General features: G+C 70.5%; 12 protein-coding genes and 1 pseudogene. 11 read left to right on the top strand and 2 right to left on the bottom strand.

Features of this window, described 5'->3' with window-relative positions:
* Positions 1-166: 166 nt before the first annotated feature.
* The 4 genes from HJC40_RS07815 to rlmB all read left to right on the top strand — a co-directional run bounded on the left by HJC40_RS07815 (position 167) and on the right by rlmB (position 7,193).
* The gene (locus HJC40_RS07815; RefSeq protein WP_249999617.1) at positions 167-3,181 is read left to right on the top strand and encodes an AfsR/SARP family transcriptional regulator; all 3,015 of its coding nucleotides are present in this window, start codon (positions 167-169) and stop codon (positions 3,179-3,181) included.
* 38 nt (positions 3,182-3,219) lie between these two features.
* Complete coding sequence (locus HJC40_RS07810; RefSeq protein WP_249999674.1) at positions 3,220-4,575, top strand: aspartate ammonia-lyase; 1,356 nt, start codon at positions 3,220-3,222, stop codon at positions 4,573-4,575.
* Between the two features lie 81 nt (positions 4,576-4,656).
* Positions 4,657-6,069, top strand: coding sequence for a cysteine--tRNA ligase (cysS, locus tag HJC40_RS07805; RefSeq protein WP_249999615.1), 1,413 nt, complete (start codon positions 4,657-4,659; stop codon positions 6,067-6,069).
* Positions 6,069-7,193: a 23S rRNA (guanosine(2251)-2'-O)-methyltransferase RlmB gene (rlmB, locus tag HJC40_RS07800; RefSeq protein WP_249999613.1), complete on the top strand. Its 1,125-nt coding sequence runs from the start codon at positions 6,069-6,071 to the stop codon at positions 7,191-7,193. Before cysS ends, rlmB begins: the two co-directional genes overlap by 1 nt.
* A gap of 612 nt (positions 7,194-7,805) precedes the next feature.
* Here rlmB and HJC40_RS07795 read toward each other — a convergent pair.
* Together HJC40_RS07795 and HJC40_RS07790 are read right to left on the bottom strand one after the other, a co-directional pair.
* Positions 7,806-9,341 carry a DUF6297 family protein gene (locus HJC40_RS07795; RefSeq protein WP_249999611.1) on the bottom strand — a complete coding sequence of 512 codons (1,536 nt, stop codon included), beginning with the start codon at positions 9,339-9,341 and terminating at the stop codon, positions 7,806-7,808.
* 1 nt (position 9,342) lies between these two features.
* Complete coding sequence (locus HJC40_RS07790) at positions 9,343-9,975, bottom strand: ABC transporter ATP-binding protein (protein ID WP_249999609.1); 633 nt, start codon at positions 9,973-9,975, stop codon at positions 9,343-9,345.
* Between the two features lie 372 nt (positions 9,976-10,347).
* On the opposite strand from HJC40_RS07790, the gene HJC40_RS07785 reads away from it, so the two are divergent.
* The 7 genes and pseudogenes from HJC40_RS07785 (at position 10,348) to HJC40_RS07760 (ending at position 16,182) form a co-directional block, all read left to right on the top strand.
* Positions 10,348-10,524, top strand: a complete 177-nt coding sequence (locus HJC40_RS07785) for a hypothetical protein (protein ID WP_249999607.1) — start codon at positions 10,348-10,350, stop codon at positions 10,522-10,524.
* Positions 10,525-10,589: 65 nt separating this feature from the next.
* Positions 10,590-12,404, top strand: coding sequence for an alpha/beta fold hydrolase (locus HJC40_RS07780; protein WP_249999605.1), 1,815 nt, complete (start codon positions 10,590-10,592; stop codon positions 12,402-12,404).
* Positions 12,401-12,946 (top strand): hypothetical protein, encoded by a 546-nt coding sequence (locus HJC40_RS07775; RefSeq protein WP_249999603.1) that lies wholly within the window; start codon positions 12,401-12,403, stop codon positions 12,944-12,946. Before HJC40_RS07780 ends, HJC40_RS07775 begins: the two co-directional genes overlap by 4 nt.
* Positions 12,943-13,119 (top strand): annotated as a pseudogene (locus tag HJC40_RS46570) (FAD-dependent oxidoreductase); the annotation flags it as partial. The gene HJC40_RS07775 and the pseudogene HJC40_RS46570, both read left to right, overlap by 4 nt.
* A 125-nt stretch (positions 13,120-13,244) precedes the next feature.
* Entirely contained in the window at positions 13,245-14,396 is a 1,152-nt protein-coding gene (locus HJC40_RS07770; RefSeq protein ID WP_249999601.1) for an NAD(P)/FAD-dependent oxidoreductase, read from the top strand.
* On the top strand, positions 14,393-15,136 hold the full coding sequence (locus tag HJC40_RS07765; protein WP_249999599.1) for a bifunctional 2-polyprenyl-6-hydroxyphenol methylase/3-demethylubiquinol 3-O-methyltransferase UbiG: 744 nt from the start codon (positions 14,393-14,395) through the stop codon (positions 15,134-15,136). The genes HJC40_RS07770 and HJC40_RS07765 overlap by 4 nt, the downstream gene beginning before the upstream one ends.
* A complete protein-coding gene (locus HJC40_RS07760) occupies positions 15,133-16,182 on the top strand; it encodes a serine hydrolase (RefSeq protein ID WP_249999597.1) in 1,050 nt (349 codons plus the stop codon). Before HJC40_RS07765 ends, HJC40_RS07760 begins: the two co-directional genes overlap by 4 nt.
* Positions 16,183-16,211: the final 29 nt, after the last annotated feature.

Raw genomic sequence — 16,211 nt, 5'->3', positions numbered from 1 at the left:
GTCCGCGCGGCCACGCGAACGGGCTGCACGCCCCCGTCGGACACGAACCGCCGCATCGTGCTGGGGCGATGTTTGAGCATCCACGATGCGGCGGCGCGGACCTCAGCTTGGCCGACTCCGCTGTCGTTCCGCTGTCGATCCGCTCTCACCACGTCGAGTAGGCTCGATGCGACTCAACGGTAGGGGCGGCATGCGCTATCGCATCCTCGGGCCACTGTCCGTCACTGTCGACGGCCATGACGTCGCCATCACGGCCGGTCGTGATCGCGTCGTGCTGGCCATGCTGCTGCTCCACCCGGGGCGGGTCCTCGGCGTCGGCACCCTCGTCGACGCGGTCTGGGGCGCCGAGCCGCCGGCCACCGCCCGCGGTCAGCTGCAGACCTGTGTCTCCCGTCTGCGCCGGTCCCTGCCCGCCGACGCCATCCGCAGCGACCCGGCCGGCTACTGCCTCACGCCCGGTCCCGGCGAGCTCGACGCGGCCGAGTTCACCCGGCTGGTGGCCGAGGCGCGGGCCCGGCCGGATCCCGCGCTGTACCGGCGGGCGCTCGATCTGTGGCGCGGCGACGCGGCCGCCGGGATCGACGCCCACGGCGTACGCCTGGCCGCGGCCGTCCTCGACCAGCAGCACGTCGCCGTCCTGCAGAGCTGGGCCGAACTCGAACTGGCCGCCGGGCACGAGCGCGACCTGGCCGGCGAGCTGTCGGCCGCGGTCGACCGCTTCCCGCTGCAGGAGAAGCTGAGCGGCCAGCTCATGCGGGCGCTGTCCCGTTCCGGGCGGCAGGGCGACGCGCTGGCCGAATATCGGCGCATCCGGTCGGCTCTGCGGGACGAGCTGGGCCTCGACCCGGGGCGCGAGTTGCAGGAGCTGCACGCGGCCCTGCTCACCGGCGCCGCCGCCGCGCCGGCCGAGCAGCCCGCCCCGTTGCCGCGCATCCGCTGCCTCCCGCGGACGGTGGGCGACTTCACCGGCCGCGTCGACGTCGTACGCCGGTTGGTCGCCGCGATCGACGAGGCGGGCGCGGCCGGGCCGGTGGTCGCGGTGATCGACGGGATGGCCGGCAGCGGCAAGACCACCCTGGCCCTGCACGTGGCCGCGCTGCTCGGTGACCGCCACCCCGACGCGCATCTCTTCGTCGACCTGCACGGCCACGACGCCGAGCAGCCGCTCGATCCGGCGGCCGCGCTGCTCGTGCTGCTGGGTCAGCTCGGTGTCGACGCCGAGCGCATCCCGCCGGGGCTGGTCGACCGGGTCGGCCTGTGGCGCACCGAACTGGCCGGGCGGCGGGCGCTGGTGCTGTTCGACAACGCCGCGTCGAGTGCTCAGCTCGCCGACCTGCTGCCGACCGGACCCGGCAGCCTCGCCCTGGTCACCGGGCGGCGCCGGCTGCTCGGGCTGGACGGCGTGCACCCGGAGTCGCTGGCGGTGCTGAACCCGGACGAGGGGCTCACGCTTCTCGCCCGGATCGTGGGGCCGCGGGTCTGGGCCGAGCCGGAGGCCGGCGCCGAGGTGGTGCGCCGGTGCGGCTGCCTGCCGCTGGCCATCCGGCTCGCGGGCGCCCGGCTGGCCCACCGGCCACGATGGCGGGTCGCCGATCTGGTCCGGCGGCTCGGGGAGTCGGTCCTGCCGGAACTCGCGGCCGAGGACCGCTCGGTGGCCAGCGCGTTCGCGGTCTCGTACCGGCAGTTGCCGCCCGCGGTGAGCCGGGTGTTCCGGCTGCTCGGGCTGATGCCCGGTACGGAGTTCGACGCTCTTGCCGTGGCGGCGCTCAGCGGGCTGTCGCCGGACGAGGCGCTGGACGCGGTCGACGACCTCGTCGACACGCACCTGCTCGAAGAGCCGGAACCGGGTGTCTACCGGTTGCACGACCTGTTGCGGGAATACGCCGCCGTGCTGGCCGCCGAGAGCACGCCGGAGGAGCGGCACGCGGCGCTGCGCGGGCTGTTCGACTTCCAGGTCCACGCCGCCGTGGCGGCCAACCTGCCGGCCTATCGCGGGGCCGTCGTGCGCGACATCGGCGGACAGCCGCCGCTGCGGCCCGAGCTGGTCGCCGCGGTGATCGACCCGTTCGCCCGGCTGGGGCGGGAGCGGCCCGCGCTGGCCGCCTATGTCGATGCTGCCGCGACTGTGCCGGAACTGGCCGGGTATGCCTGGCGGCTGCCCCGGGCGGCCTGGCGTCACCTGTTCAACCTGGGCTATCTGGACGAGGTGCAGGCCCTGCACGAACGCGCTCTGGCGGTCGTGGAGCGCGACGGCGACCAGCCGGCCGTCGCGACCATGCTCAACTACCTGGCGTCGGTGCATTTCCGCCGCGGACGGATGGACGAGGCGATCCGCCTGATGGAGCGTTGCGTCGCGCTCCGCCGCAAGGTCGGCTCCCGCGAGGACGTCGCCCGGGCCCTGATCAATCTCGCGGTCGTCCAGCACGAGACCGGTCGATGGGCCAAGAGCAACGAACTGGCTTTCGAGGTGCGGCGCCTGTCCGTGGCGCGGCATGGTCGCGATGAGCTCAACACCCTGGCCCACAACTTCCAGCGGCTCGGCGACTATCGGCAGGCGCTGCGGTATCACCGGTTGCGTCTCATCGGCCAGCTCGGACTGGGCGATCCCGTCCGGGTCGGTGACTCGCTGATCAACATAGCCCTGATCAAGCACCAGCTGGGCGCCATCAGCCCGGCGGTGGCGCAGCGACAGGCGCGGGTGGCGCTGGCCTGGACCCGCCGGACCAATTTTCCGCACTGGGAGGCCAACGCGCTCCATCAGCTCGCCCTGTTCCTGGCCGCCGATGGACGGCTCGGCGACGCGATCGCCGAGCATCAGCAGGCCGTTGCGATCGCCGATCGGCTGCACAACCGGGAGCAGATCTCCCGGCTCTGCCACGGCTTCGGGAGCACGCTGCTGCTGGCCGGCAACGCTCCGGCCGCCCGGGCCATGTTCGAACGGGCGCTGGCGTTCGCCGAGCAGGCCCGTCTTCCGTGGCAGACCGCCTTGGCGTGGGCCGGTCTCGGCGAATGCTCGATCACCGAGGATCCGGACACCGCCCGCAAGCTGCTGACCCGGGCCCGGGCGGCTCTGGCCGACCTCGGCGCGCCCGAGCGGCACGACGTCGACAAGCTTCTCGCCGTGATCGGTGGGGCGGATCATCTGCAGTCCGGCGCGGTCGGAGAGACGATGGTGTCGTGACTACTGACGAGAGCGGATACCGGATCGAAAAGGACACGATGGGCGAGGTCCGGGTGCCGGCCGACGCCCTCTGGCGGGCGCAGACCCAGCGCGCCGTCGAGAACTTCCCCATCTCGGGGCGCGGTCTCGAACCCACGCACATCAAGGCGCTGGCCCAGATCAAGGGCGCCGCCGCGCAGGTGAACGCGGCCCTCGGCGTGCTCGACGACGACCTGGCCCAGGCCATCGCCAAGGCGGCCGCGCACGTGGCCGACGGCGGATACGACGACCAGTTCCCGATCGACGTGTTCCAGACCGGGTCGGGCACGTCGTCCAACATGAACGCCAACGAGGTGATCGCCACCCTGGCCGCGCGCGAGCTGGGCCGGCCGGTGCACCCGAACGACCACGTCAACGCGTCGCAGTCGAGCAATGACGTCTTCCCGTCGTCGATCCACCTGGCCGCCACCGAGGCGGTCACCAGCGACCTCATCCCGGCTCTGGAACACCTGGGCGCGGCGCTGCTGGCCAAGTCGGGCGAGTGGTCCGAGGTGGTCAAGAGCGGGCGTACGCACCTGATGGACGCCACCCCGGTCACGCTCGGCCAGGAGTTCTCCGGGTACGCGCGCCAGGTCGCCAACGGCATCGAGCGGCTCACCGCGACGCTGCCGCGCCTGGCCGAACTGCCGCTCGGCGGCACCGCGGTCGGCACCGGCGTGAACACCCCACCCGGGTTCGCCCCGGCCGTGATCGAGCGGCTGCGCCAAAGCACCGGCCTGCCGGTCACCGAGGCTCGTGACCACTTCGAGGCCCAGGGGGCCCGGGACGCGCTGGTCGAGGCGTCGGGCCAGCTCAAGGTGATCGCCGTCGGGCTCTACAAGATCGTGAACGACATCCGCTGGATGGGTTCGGGCCCGCGGGCCGGGCTGCGCGAGCTGCGCCTGCCCGACCTGCAGCCAGGTTCGTCGATCATGCCCGGCAAGGTGAACCCGGTGGTGCCCGAGGCGGTCCGCCAGGTCTGCGCCCAGGTGATCGGCAACGACACGACGGTGTCCTTCGCCGGCTCGCAGGGTGACTTCGAGCTCAACGTGATGCTGCCGGTGATGGCCCGCAACCTGCTCGAGTCGATCCGCCTGCTGGCCAACGCGGCGCGGTTGCTGGCCGACCGGTGCGTCGCCGGGCTCGAGCCCAACGTCGAGGTCGCCCGGGCGTACGCGGAAGGATCGCCCTCGATCGTCACGCCGCTCAACCGGTATCTGGGCTACGACGAGGCGGCTGCGATCGCCAAGGCCGCCCTCGCCTCGGACCGCACGATCCGCGAGGTCGTCGTCGAGCGCGGCCACCTGGAGAAGGGCACGCTCACCGAGCAGCAGCTCGACGAGGCCCTCGACGTCCTGCGGATGACCCGCCCCTGATCGATCTTGCCGTTCCGCCGCCCCGTCCCGGTCGCTCGGGCGGGGCGGTAACCGGCTTCCGGGGGCCGGTACGCTTGGCAGGTGAGTTTGCGCTTGTATGACACCGCGACCCGATCGGTCCGGGACTTCGTCCCGATGACGCCCGGCCAGGTCGGTATCTACCTGTGTGGGCTCACCGTGCAGTCCGTGCCGCACATCGGTCACCTGCGTTCCGCGGTGAACTACGACGTGCTGCGCCGATGGCTGCTGCACACCAACTACGAGGTCATGTTCATCCGCAACGTCACCGACGTGGATGACAAGATCATCGACAAGGCCGAGTCCCAGGGCCGCCCCTTCTGGGCCATCGCCTTCGAGAACAAGCTGGTCCTGGACGCGAACTATCGCGAGCTCAACGTGCTGCCGCCGACCTACGAGCCGCTCGCGACCGGGCACATCCCCGAGATGCACGAGCTGATCGCCGAACTCATCCGGCGCGAGCGCGCCTACCCGGCGGCCGGGGGCTCCGGCGACGTCTACTTCGACGTGATGTCGTACCCGGAATACGGCGCCCTCTCCGGTCAGAACCCCGAGGACATGCGCCCGCCGAGCAACGGCGGCGAGCCCGACAAGCGCGACTACCGCGACTTCGCGCTCTGGAAGGGCGCCAAGGCCGACGAGCCGTTCGACGCCACGTGGCCCTCACCGTGGGGCCGGGGTCGTCCCGGCTGGCACATCGAGTGCTCCGCGATGGCCCGTCGCTACCTCGGCGACGAGTTCGACATCCACGGCGGCGGGCTCGACCTCACGTTCCCCCACCACGAGAACGAGATCGCCCAGTCCCGCTCGGCCGGGCTGCCGTTCGCCCGCCACTGGGTGCACCACGCGCTGCTCAACCTCGGCGAGGCCAAGATGAGCAAGTCGCTGGGCAACGTGATCGACCTCGACGCGGTGCGCGCGCTGGGCATCCGGCCGGCCGAGCTGCGCTACTACCTCGGCACCCCGCACTACCGGTCCCGCATCGACTACTCCGACGAGTCGCTGCGCGAGGCCGCGGTGGCCTACCGGCGGATCGAGGGCTTCGTGCAGCGGGCCGTCGAGGTCGTCGGCCCCGGCCGCCCCAAGGACGTGCCGCCGGCGTTCGCCGCGGCGATGAACGACGACCTCAACACCTCGGCCGCCCTGGCCGTGGTGCACGACTGCATCCGCGAGGGCAACACCTCGCTGGCCGACGGCGACGAGGCCGGCATCCGCGGGGCGCTCACCGCCGTCCGGGCGATGCTCGGGGTGCTGGGTCTCGACCCGCTCGACGGCATCTGGGCCGGCGGCGCGGCGCAGGGCGAGCTCAAGCCGGTGGTCGACTCGCTGGTCCAGCTCGCGCTGGAGCAGCGGGCGCAGGCCCGGGCACGGAAGGACTGGACGGCGGCCGACTCGGTCCGCGACCAGCTCAAGAACGCGGGAATTCAGGTGGAGGACACTCCGGCCGGGCCGCGCTGGACGGTAGGAGAGCACTGATGCCAGGAAATTCGCGGAACGCCAGCAAGCGGGTCGTCTCGAAGAAGGGCGCCGCGATGGGGTCCGGCGGCAAGAACAGGTCCGGCCTCAAGGGCAAGGGCCGCACGTTGCCGGCCGACGAGCGCCCGTGGCACAAGGGCTACTCCGGCACCGAGCAGCTGCCCGAGAAGACCGCCCGCAAGCAGGACAAGGAACGTCGCGCGGCGGCCGCCGAGGGTCGTGCGCCCAAGGTCGGCGTGCCCGGCAGCAAGGACACGACCTGGGGTCGCAGCGGTGGCCGGGCCTACGGCCGGCAGGTGCCGCAACGCGGCAAGGCCGGCGGCGGCGCCCGTGGCGGCCCGCGGATCGCCCCGGGCCGTCGCAGCAACCCGACCAGGGAAGGCCCCGAGCTGCTGCTCGGCCGCAACCCGGTGGTCGAGGCGCTGCGGGCCGCGGTGCCGGCGACGGCGCTGTACGTGGCCCAGGGCATCGACGTCGACGAGCGGATCAACGAGATCGTCCGCACCGCGGGCGACCGCGGCATCCCGATCCTCGAGATCGGCCGCAACGAGCTCGACCGGATGACCGGCGGCGTCCTGCACCAGGGCATCGGCCTGCAGGTGCCGCCCTTCGCCTACGAGAACTTCGACGACCTGGTCGCCGCCTCCCTCGAGCAGACGGCCCCGCTGCTGGTCGCCCTCGACGGCGTGACCGACCCGCGCAACGTCGGCGCGGTCATCCGTTCCGTCGCGGCGTTCGGCGGCCACGGCGTCTTCATGACCGAACGCCGGGCCGCCGGCATCACCGCGACCGCCTGGCGCACCAGCGCCGGCGCGGCCGCCCGCGTGCCGGTCTCCCAGGTGGTCAACCTGACCCGCGCGATCAAGACGGCCCAGCAGGCCGGATTCACCGCGATCGGCCTCGACGCCGACGGCGAGACCGACCTCTACCAACTCGAGGCCGCGATCGGCCCGCTGCTGGTCGTGGTCGGCTCCGAGGGCCGCGGCCTGTCCCGCCTGGTCGGCGAGACGTGCGACCTGCGGGTGAGCATCCCGATGGCCTCGGACGTGGAGTCGCTGAACGCCAGCGTCGCCGCCGCCGTGACCCTGGCCGAGGTGTCCCGCCGCCGTACGTACGGTCAGTGAGACGTCCGTAGCCGGTTGCCTTCGGTGACAGAGCCACCCGCCCGCGATGACGGGCGGGTGGTCTTGACGGCTCGGCTTCGCCCGCGGCACCCGGCCGGTAGCGGCCTCGGCGGTCAGGCCGGTCGGGTACGCAGACCACCGACGCGATTCGCCACAACCGGCGTGTGGCCTGAACAGAGCTTGCGGCCGGTCCGCGCGTCCAGGCCGGCCACACTGCGGTCGTGGCTGGAGAAGAGGCGATCGCCGCCCGCCGCGTGCCGCAGACGAACGCGGTGGACGACGGAGATCAGCCCGTCGCCGAGCCGTGGAGCCGCGACCCGGCGCTGTTGTAGGAGGCGTTGCCGGGGCCGGAACCGTTCTGCGGCCCTTCACCCGGCAGTGGGGCTGGGGACGACGTCCGGTCCACCGCCTCGGCGGGCGGAGCGAACGAGGCGACGGCAGCGGCAGGCGCCGGAAGCAACACGAGCGCCGCCACCGCCACGTACAACTTGATCTTCATGCGAAGATCAACGACCACTTCGCGATCAGGGTGCCAGTCATTTGTGACCGACGTCCCGTGAGGTCAAGGATTCCGTGGTCCGGCGGCGATCCGAGGCCCGACCGCACCGGCGATCACAGTGAACCGGCGGCGGTGCTTGACCTCCGCACCAGCAGGACATACCCGAGAGCCGAACTGATCGCCTGTGCCAGCAGCCAGTGCCAGCCGAGCGACTCGGGTGCCCTCAGCATCACCAGACCGGCCGAGACGGGCAGGGTCAGGACGGCGAGAACGTCGATGCCGTTGAGCAGCCACAACAGCATGCCGGCCGGGAACGCCCCCAGCGGCGTGTCGATCAGGATGGTGCCGATCGAGGCGGCGCTCGCCTTGGCCCGCTGAAAAGCGCCCACCGCGACAGCCGGTCCGGCCAGCAGACCGAGCAGCCACCACGGTCCGGTGAGCGAACCGGTGCCCTGCAACACGGCCAGGGTGACGGCCAGCCACACCGCGGCGACGACGGCGGGGACCACGAGACGTTGAGTGGTCACCTGGCGGCCCGTAGCTCCGAGCAGGCGGAGCAACGCCGGGTTCGAGGCGTCGCCGTGGGTGGACTCCGCGGTGAGACCGGCGGCAGCCAGCGCGCCGATCAGGACCACGCCGAGCAGAAGCCAGGCGGGGCCGTCGGCGAAATAGACGGGAAGCGCGGCCGCACCCACCGGCCACCAGAGTCGGGCGGCCTTCCGGCGCAGAATGATCAAATCTTGGGCGATGAGCGGCGGGACCCGGCGTGCGGGCAACAGCCGCGTCGTCCGTACGCGGGTGCGGCTGCGCCAGAATCGGCGGGCGCTCATCTCGGTGAGGTAGGACGGCTCGACCGCGTACACCACATCGGCGTACGCGCCGGCGTTGATCGACGCCTCGGCGATCGGCGCGGGCGGCCATTGCTCCAACGACCGCCACGTCAGCACGACCGACACGAGTGCGGCGGCCAGCGCGGCGCTGCCGATGGCGAGCATGGCCGCGGGCGGTACGAGCGCGAAGGGCAGTCGACGGTCGCCGGTGGTGCGCAGCGCGGCGGCCAGGATGAGGCAACCCGCACCGATCGCGATGCCGATGCCGTCGGCGAACCGGGCGACGGACGGCTGTCGCTGACCGGCCAGCGCCAGCAGTGCCACGAAAACCGCGGCCGCCGCTCCGGTGATGCCACCCGCACCCACCACCAGCAGTCCAGCCGGGCGGGCGGCGACGTGTCCCGTCACGGCGATGCCGACGACGGCGCCTACGACCAGCGCGACGATCGTGATCAGGGTGAGCGCCGGTGTGAGCAGGATGCGCCGAGGCAGTGGGGACGGCAGCAGCCAGGTGGCATCACTCCGGCTGACCGACAGCGGCCCGAGTTGGCGCAGGACGACGAAGAAGGCGGCGAGGACCGCCAAGGCGCCGACGAACGGGGTGAGTGCCGGGCCACCACTGGGAGCGTCCGGTGGCCAGACGACCCGCACCAGCGGTTGCCCGAGGAGCGCGCCGGCCATGAGAACAGCGAGGGAGACCACATAGACCATGCCGATATCGACGCGGCCACCGGCGGCGACCTGACGCCGGCGAATCCAGCGGCGGGCGTCGACGGCGGCGGCGGAGCCCGGCCGGACCGGGGCCTCGATGGGGCTCACCTCAGCTCTCCGGACGAGTGAGCAGGACCTCGTCCGCGCCGACGCCGACCCGGAAGGCATCGTCGTGGCTGGCCATGATCAGCGTGCCGCCGGCTTCGACGTATGACCGCAGATGCGCGGCGATCGCGTGCTTGATCCGCGAGTCGAGGCGCTGCTCGGGCTCGTCGAGCACGAGCAACCGGCTCGGCCGCACGAGAGTCGCCGCGAGAAGGAAACGCTGGCGCTGCCCGGAGGAGAGCGTGATGGGAAGGCTGTCGGAAAGCCCGGTCAGGCCCAGGGCGCGGCAGAGCTCGTCGATGTGGCCGTCGCCGGGATCGTCACCGTTGACCACCCGGACCAGGTCGAGGTGCTCGCGCACCGTCAGACCCTGATACCAGCTGGGCGACTCGACCGTGGTGGCGACCTGCTGCCAGAAGTGCGAACCGCGTCCCGGTGCCGCGTCGAAGACGGAGATGTCACCGTCGGACGGCTGCTGCAGCCCGGTGATGCAGCGCAGCAGCGTCGACTTCCCAGCCCCGTTCTCTCCGACGAGCGCAACGGCGGCGCCCTCGGAGACCTGGAGGTCGATGCCGTCCAGGACAACGGTCGAGCCGTACGTGACCGTGACTTGCTGGACGTCAACCGCCGAGGTCATCGCAGCATTCTCAAGATTGGGGCTCCGCATTCGGCCGTAGGAATGGTGCTGCATTCGCCACGGCATTATGGCAAACGTTCCGCGGCAACGGAAGCTTGATGCGCCGCGAAGCCTGCGGCGAATGCTGAGGATGGCGCAAGCTAATTTATAGCTGCTATGCGCGGCCTATATACCACTGTGGACACAGGATCAATGTTAACTTCCGCACCGCACTGCGGCTCAAGGTTTCGAGATTCGTTGATAGAGTGACGTCGGCCAATATGCTTGGCCAATCATCGGGGGATGCTGCAGGGCAAGAAAGGCACTTTTGTGGTGCGGAAGCACTGGCAGAGTGCCGTCCTGTGGCGACCCCGCCAATCCGCGGGAGGTCACATGCCCAACATCGCCCAGCACGCCAACATGGTGTCACAGGCCCAGTTCCAGGGTCTGTCCGAGGAATCGCCGGCCCGGAAGATGCAGGACGGCGAGCCGCTCGGTCTGCTCCCGGTCATCCTGGCTGCTGCCGCTGTGACTGCCATCGGCTCGATCCTGGGCATCGGCTCCGTCTGATCGGATCCACAGCGCGTACGGGGCGGCGCCGCGCGCCGTCCCGTACCACCCACGGAAGGTGAGGAATGGGTCTGCCAGCGAGACTCGCCCGTGTTGTCCTGTCCTCGCGGTCGCTCGACCGTGATCGCACTCTGGCCGCCGTCGAACGGCTCGGTGCACTGACCCATCTCGTCGCAAGCCTGGAGTTGCTGGCCCGGCGAGCCGACCGCGGCCGGGGCGGGCCGAACGACTGGGCTGTCGCTCGTCGCCGGCTCGACGACCGCGGACCCGTCGCGCGCCGGGTGCTCAACGCGACCGCGCAGCCGGGAGCGGCGACGGTCCTTCATGTGGCCCGCGCTGCCTCTGCCGCCTTCCTGCTCGCGCCCACGGGAAGGTTCCACAGATCCCGCGCGGTCGCCAACGCGACGATCGCGGCCTCCTCGGTGGGTGCCTTCCCCGGCCACGTGTACGGCACGGACGGCTCCGACCAGGCGTCTTTCCTGGTGCAGGCGACCGCCGCGCTGGCCCGGTCCAGCCGACAGCCGCGCGTGACCGACGCGGCCCTGTGGTTTCTGGGACTGCAGTCCACGCTCAACTACACGGCCTCGGGCTGGGTCAAGATGGTGAGTCCGACCTGGCGTTCCGGCCGCGCCCTGCCCGGCGTCATGCGTACGGTCACGTACGGGCACCAAGGCGCCTGGCGGGCGACCGAACGCTTCCCGCGGTCCTCGACCGTTGTGGGCCATGCGGTCCTGGCGCTGGAGTGCCTGTTTCCGATCGTGTTCGCCGGGCGAGGTCGGCTGGCCCCGTTACTCGTCGGTTCCGCCGCGGCTTTCCACGCCGCCAACGCCGGGCTGATGGGGCTGGGCCGTTTCGTCGGCGCGTTCTGCGCCATGCAGCCGGCGGTGTTGTACGTGACCGATCCGCGTCGTAAGCAGGACCGCAGCGATGCTGTGCCGGTGGCGGCGGCCGTTGTCGCGGCCGCGGCGTTCGCCGGCGGGATGGCGGTCACGGCGCGCCGCCGCCGCGCCGTCGCCAAGCCTCGGCCGGACGTGCGCCTGATGGCCACGGGCGCCGGAAACGAGTTGGCGTACACCGTCAGGAACGAACACGCGACCGGTCCGGTGGTCTTCTTCGAGTCGACGCTGTCGGCCACCGAGTTCCACTGGGAGTGGGTTCGCCGTCCGCTGTCCGAAAAGCTCACCACTGTCGTCTACCAGCGCGCCGGGTACGGCGCGAGTGTCCTACGCGACCGCGAACCATTCACCGTGGACAAGATCGCACGGGATTTCGCCGACTTGGCTGCCGAGTTGGCAGGCGACCGACCAGTTGTCGTAGTGGGGCACTCGCTGGGCGGCTACCTGGCTTTGCGGGCGGCCGAGGCGCTGGGCGATCGCATCCAGGGCGTAGTGCTGGTCGATCCCAATCATCCCGGTGGCGCAGCCCGTTCAGCTCGCCAGGCCGACTCGGCCAGGGATTTCGAAAATGTCCTGAGATACGTGCTGCCGTCGATGCGACTGGGTCTCGGATCGCTCCTGCAAATTCCGCAATCGTTCGATCGACTGCCCGCCGAACTGCGGGCGTCGGCGACTGAGCAGTACCGCGATATGGCCATGTGGTCTGCGGTGTACCGAGAATGGAACGCTGTGAAGGACGATTCCACCGGTCGATTGCCCAAAACATCAGCGGAGCTACTTGTTTTGTCCGCCTCGGCCACTGTCGAGGCCGATGAGGTGCAACAGGAATTGCACCGGGAACTTGGTGGGACCGGCGATGGCGCGCGATTCCATGTCATCGGGGGATCCGACCACGAGACCATCATCACCGACCGGGTGCGCGCCGAGGTCGTCGCCGAGCACATCGCAGCCTTCGTCAGCGGCCTGACGGAGCCGCGCCGATGAGCGGCCGTCGGTCCGGCACCGCCGATCTTGTCTGGGCCGGGCTGTGCGCGGGCCTCGGTACCTGGTTCGTCGCCAGCATCGTCAGCCAGCACCCGCAACGGATCTTCGACCGGCTACGCCGGGCCGAACCCACCGGTGTTGCCCTGCCGGACTGGCGGTTCTTCGCTCCGGAACCGGCCCGGTACGACTTCATCGTGCTCTACCGCACGCTGTGTTCCGACGGCACGGAAGCGCCATGGCAGGCCATCACGGAGCCGCAACCCCGCGCCCTGCGACACGCTGTGTGGTTTCCCGAACGCCGGCTCGACAAGGCCGTGCACGACCTGTGCGACCACTTGACTCAGCAGCTCAACGTGTTCGGCGACGACGGCACCGACGCGCCTGCGTACGCGTTGCTGTCCGGGCTGGTCCGGCGCAAGGTCGAGGTGTCCGCCGACGGTGACAGGCCTCGCGGCTTCCAGTTCCTCATCGCCCGCAGTTCCGGATACGACTCGAGTGAAGACCCGAAATACATGTACCTGTCCCGGTTCGAGAAACTGTGAGCGACGCCGACGTCGTGGTCGTCGGTTCCGGACCCAACGGGCTCGCCGCGGCTGTGCTTCTCAGCCGGGCTGGGTTGCGCGTGGCCGTTCACGAGGCCGCTGACGGGTTCGGCGGCGGAGCCCGTACGGGTGAGCCGCTCGGCGCCGGCATCCGGCACGACCTTTGTTCGTCGGTACATCCGATGGCGGCGGCGTCGCCGTTCTTCCGGGCGTTCAACCTGGGCGCACGCGGTGTCACCATGCTTCAACCCCAGATCGCGTACGCGCATCCGCTTGACGATGGCCAAGCAGGCCTGGCTTGGACCGTACGGCCGACGGGCTGGGCAGTGCGGGCCGTCGCTGGCGGAGGATCTTCGCCCCCCTCACCGCGCGCTGGCCGGCGGTGGCCGCCGCGGCGCTGTCCGACCTCCGCGACCCCGCGGTGCTCATCTCACCGGCCGCGACTCTTCTCGGCGCAGCCGTCCTGGAACAGCGGTTCCTGCCACAGGCCGGCGTTGCCGGGGCGATGCTCACCGGCGTGAATCTGCATGGCGTCGTCCGGCCTGATCGTCTACCGGCCACGGCGGTCGGAACGACCCTCGCTCTGCTCGCCCACGCGGTCGGCTGGCCGTTGCCTCGCGGCGGCAGCCAGGCGATCACCGATGCCATGGTCGCCGACATCCAAGCGCACGGCGGCACCCTGATGGCGGACAGCCCTGTCCACGACATCCGCGACCTGCCTCGCGCTCGGGCAATTGTTCTCAACTGCGGTCCGACTGTCCTGGCGCGCATAGCTGGAACGGTGCTACCGCGGCGTTACCTGCGGCGCCTCGCCAGGTACCAGTACGGCGTCGGCAGCTGCACAGTCGACTTCGTGCTGTCCGGCCCGGTGCCCTGGTCGGCCGCCGGCTGCGACCGCGCAGGGACGTTGCACCTGGCCGGCACGCGGGCGGAGGCTATTGCAGTCCAGCGTGCCGTCGCCTCCGGTAAGCACGTTCCGCGGCCATATGTGCTTGTCACGCAGCCGTCCGCCGTCGGCGACACTCGCGCGCCGCGTGGATTGCAGGCTCTGTCCGCGTACGCCCACGTTCCCCGTGGCTCCGACACGGATGTGAGCGAGGCGGTGATCGGGCAAATCGAGCGGTTCGCGCCGGGCTTCCGCGACCTGGTCGTCGCCCGGCACGTGCGCACTGCCGCCCAGGTGGAGAGCCACAACGCCAACCACGTCGGTGGCGACATCACCTCGGGGCTGCTGAGCCTCCACCAGCTCGCATTCCGACCGCGCCTCGGCGTCGACCCGTTCACCACCCCTGTGCCGGGCTTGTACCACTGCTCCGCGGCTAGCCCTCCCGGGCCCGGTGTGCACGGTATGTCCGGTCTGCACGTCGCTCGTCGCGTCCTCCGCGACCGGTTCGGTATAGCCGCCGATCCGTTAACGCTCCTGACCGCACCGAAGGGACAACGCACATGATCAGACATGCCCCCTACGAGGAACGACTCGCCGGCGTCTACGACCTCATGTACCCACACATCGAGATCGATACCGCGGCCAGCCTTGACCTGGTCGAGCGGCTGCGTCCGGCGCCGGCGCGAATCCTGGAGTTGGGCGTCGGTACCGGGCGCATCGCGATTCCGCTCGCGGAGCGAGGCTATGAGGTGCACGGCATCGACGGTTCGGCTCCGATGCTTGCGCAGCTCGCTCGCAAGGATCCGGAGGGTCGCGTCACCACTCAGCTCGCTGACTTCACCAACACGACGACCGGAGGCGAGCACGACCTGATCCTCGTCGTGCTGAACACCTTCTTCTCCGCCGTCACCCGTGAGCAGCAGATCTCCTGTCTGCGCGGCGTCCACAAGCAGCTGGCCCCCGGCGGCCGCTTCGTCATCGAAGTCTTCGAGCCGGCTCCCTTCCACGGGCTCACACAGCCCACTACGTCGGTGCGGCACCTCGGCATGAACGCGGTCATGCTCGACGTGGTCAGCGTCGACCGTTCCCACCAGCTGATGGTTGGTGTGCACACCATCCTCGACGGCGGCGTTCCCGAGACGGTCCAGCACGTCATTCGTTACGCCTTCCCGTCGGAACTGGACTTACTCGCGGAGCTGTGTGGCCTCAAGCTGATGGACCGGTGGGGTGACTTCACCGGGCAGCCGTTCACCGCCGCCAGCCCTCGCCACGTGTCGGTGTACGCAAAAGCGGACGAAATTTGACAGACAACGTGCAGGAAGCCCTGGACCGGCTCGTGCGAGCCGGAGTGCCGGGCGCCGTCGCGTACTCCCGCCTCGCGGGCCGGGCCAGTGGGATCGGCGACCGCCGCTCCGGAGCGCCCGCACGTGTGGGAGACCGTTTCCGGATCGGCAGCAACACCAAGCCGTTCGTCGCCGCGGTGGTCCTGCAGCTCGTCGCCGAGGGCCGGCTCGCTTTGAACGACGCGGTGACATTCGCTCCCGCTCCGGGCATCACTGTCCGGCACTTGCTACAGCACACCAGCGGGCTGGCCGAGTACTCGAACGATCCGCGGTTGCTCGCGCCGTACACCACTGACCCGGACCATCATTGGGAACCGCGTGACCTTCTCGCCCTCGTGAATGGGGCGGAGACCGCCACGCCCGGGACGAAGTTCGCATATGCCAATACCAACTATATTCTGCTGGGGTTGGTGATCGAAGCTGTCACCGGGAATTCCGCCGCAGAAGAAGTGCACCGTCGGCTGATCGAACCATTGCGTCTGACCGGGACTTCGTTTCCGGTGCGCGGCGCGGCGATCCCTGGCCGGCACTTGCGAGGCCACCTGACCAACTTGCCGACGTCGTACGGGGTGCCCGATGGCATTCTCGATTTCACCGACCTCAGCCCGTCGATCGGCTGGACCGCCGGCGGAATGGTCTCCACGGTCACCGACCTGGCCCGCTTCCACCGTGCGCTGCTGACCGGGAGGGTGCTGAGCCCTGAGCTCGGCCGGGCGATGATCGCTGAAGTCGGATCGTCCGGGTACGGGCTGGGCCTTCGTCGGATCATTCGGCCGGGCATCACGGGGTGGGGCCACGACGGCCGGTTCCCGGGCTACCTCAGCATCGTTGTGACCAGCGACGACGGCGTGCGCCAGGCGGTGGTCGCGCTGAACACCGACCGGGTGCTGAGCCCGGAGGCCGAAGCTGCGACCGGCGACGTCCTAGAAGCCGCTTTCAGTGCCGTCCCCGCACCCGCTCAACCACAAGACAACGACACACCCAAGCAGTCGCACACCCGGCAGTGATACGCCAAGGCGGCCCGGCCGCCAATGCC

It is taken from the genome of Actinoplanes sp. M2I2, assembly GCF_023544445.1.
Taxonomy (GTDB): domain Bacteria; phylum Actinomycetota; class Actinomycetes; order Mycobacteriales; family Micromonosporaceae; genus Actinoplanes.
The sequence above is the reverse complement of the archived record's forward strand: the minus strand, read 5'-3'. Positions and strand labels throughout refer to the sequence as shown.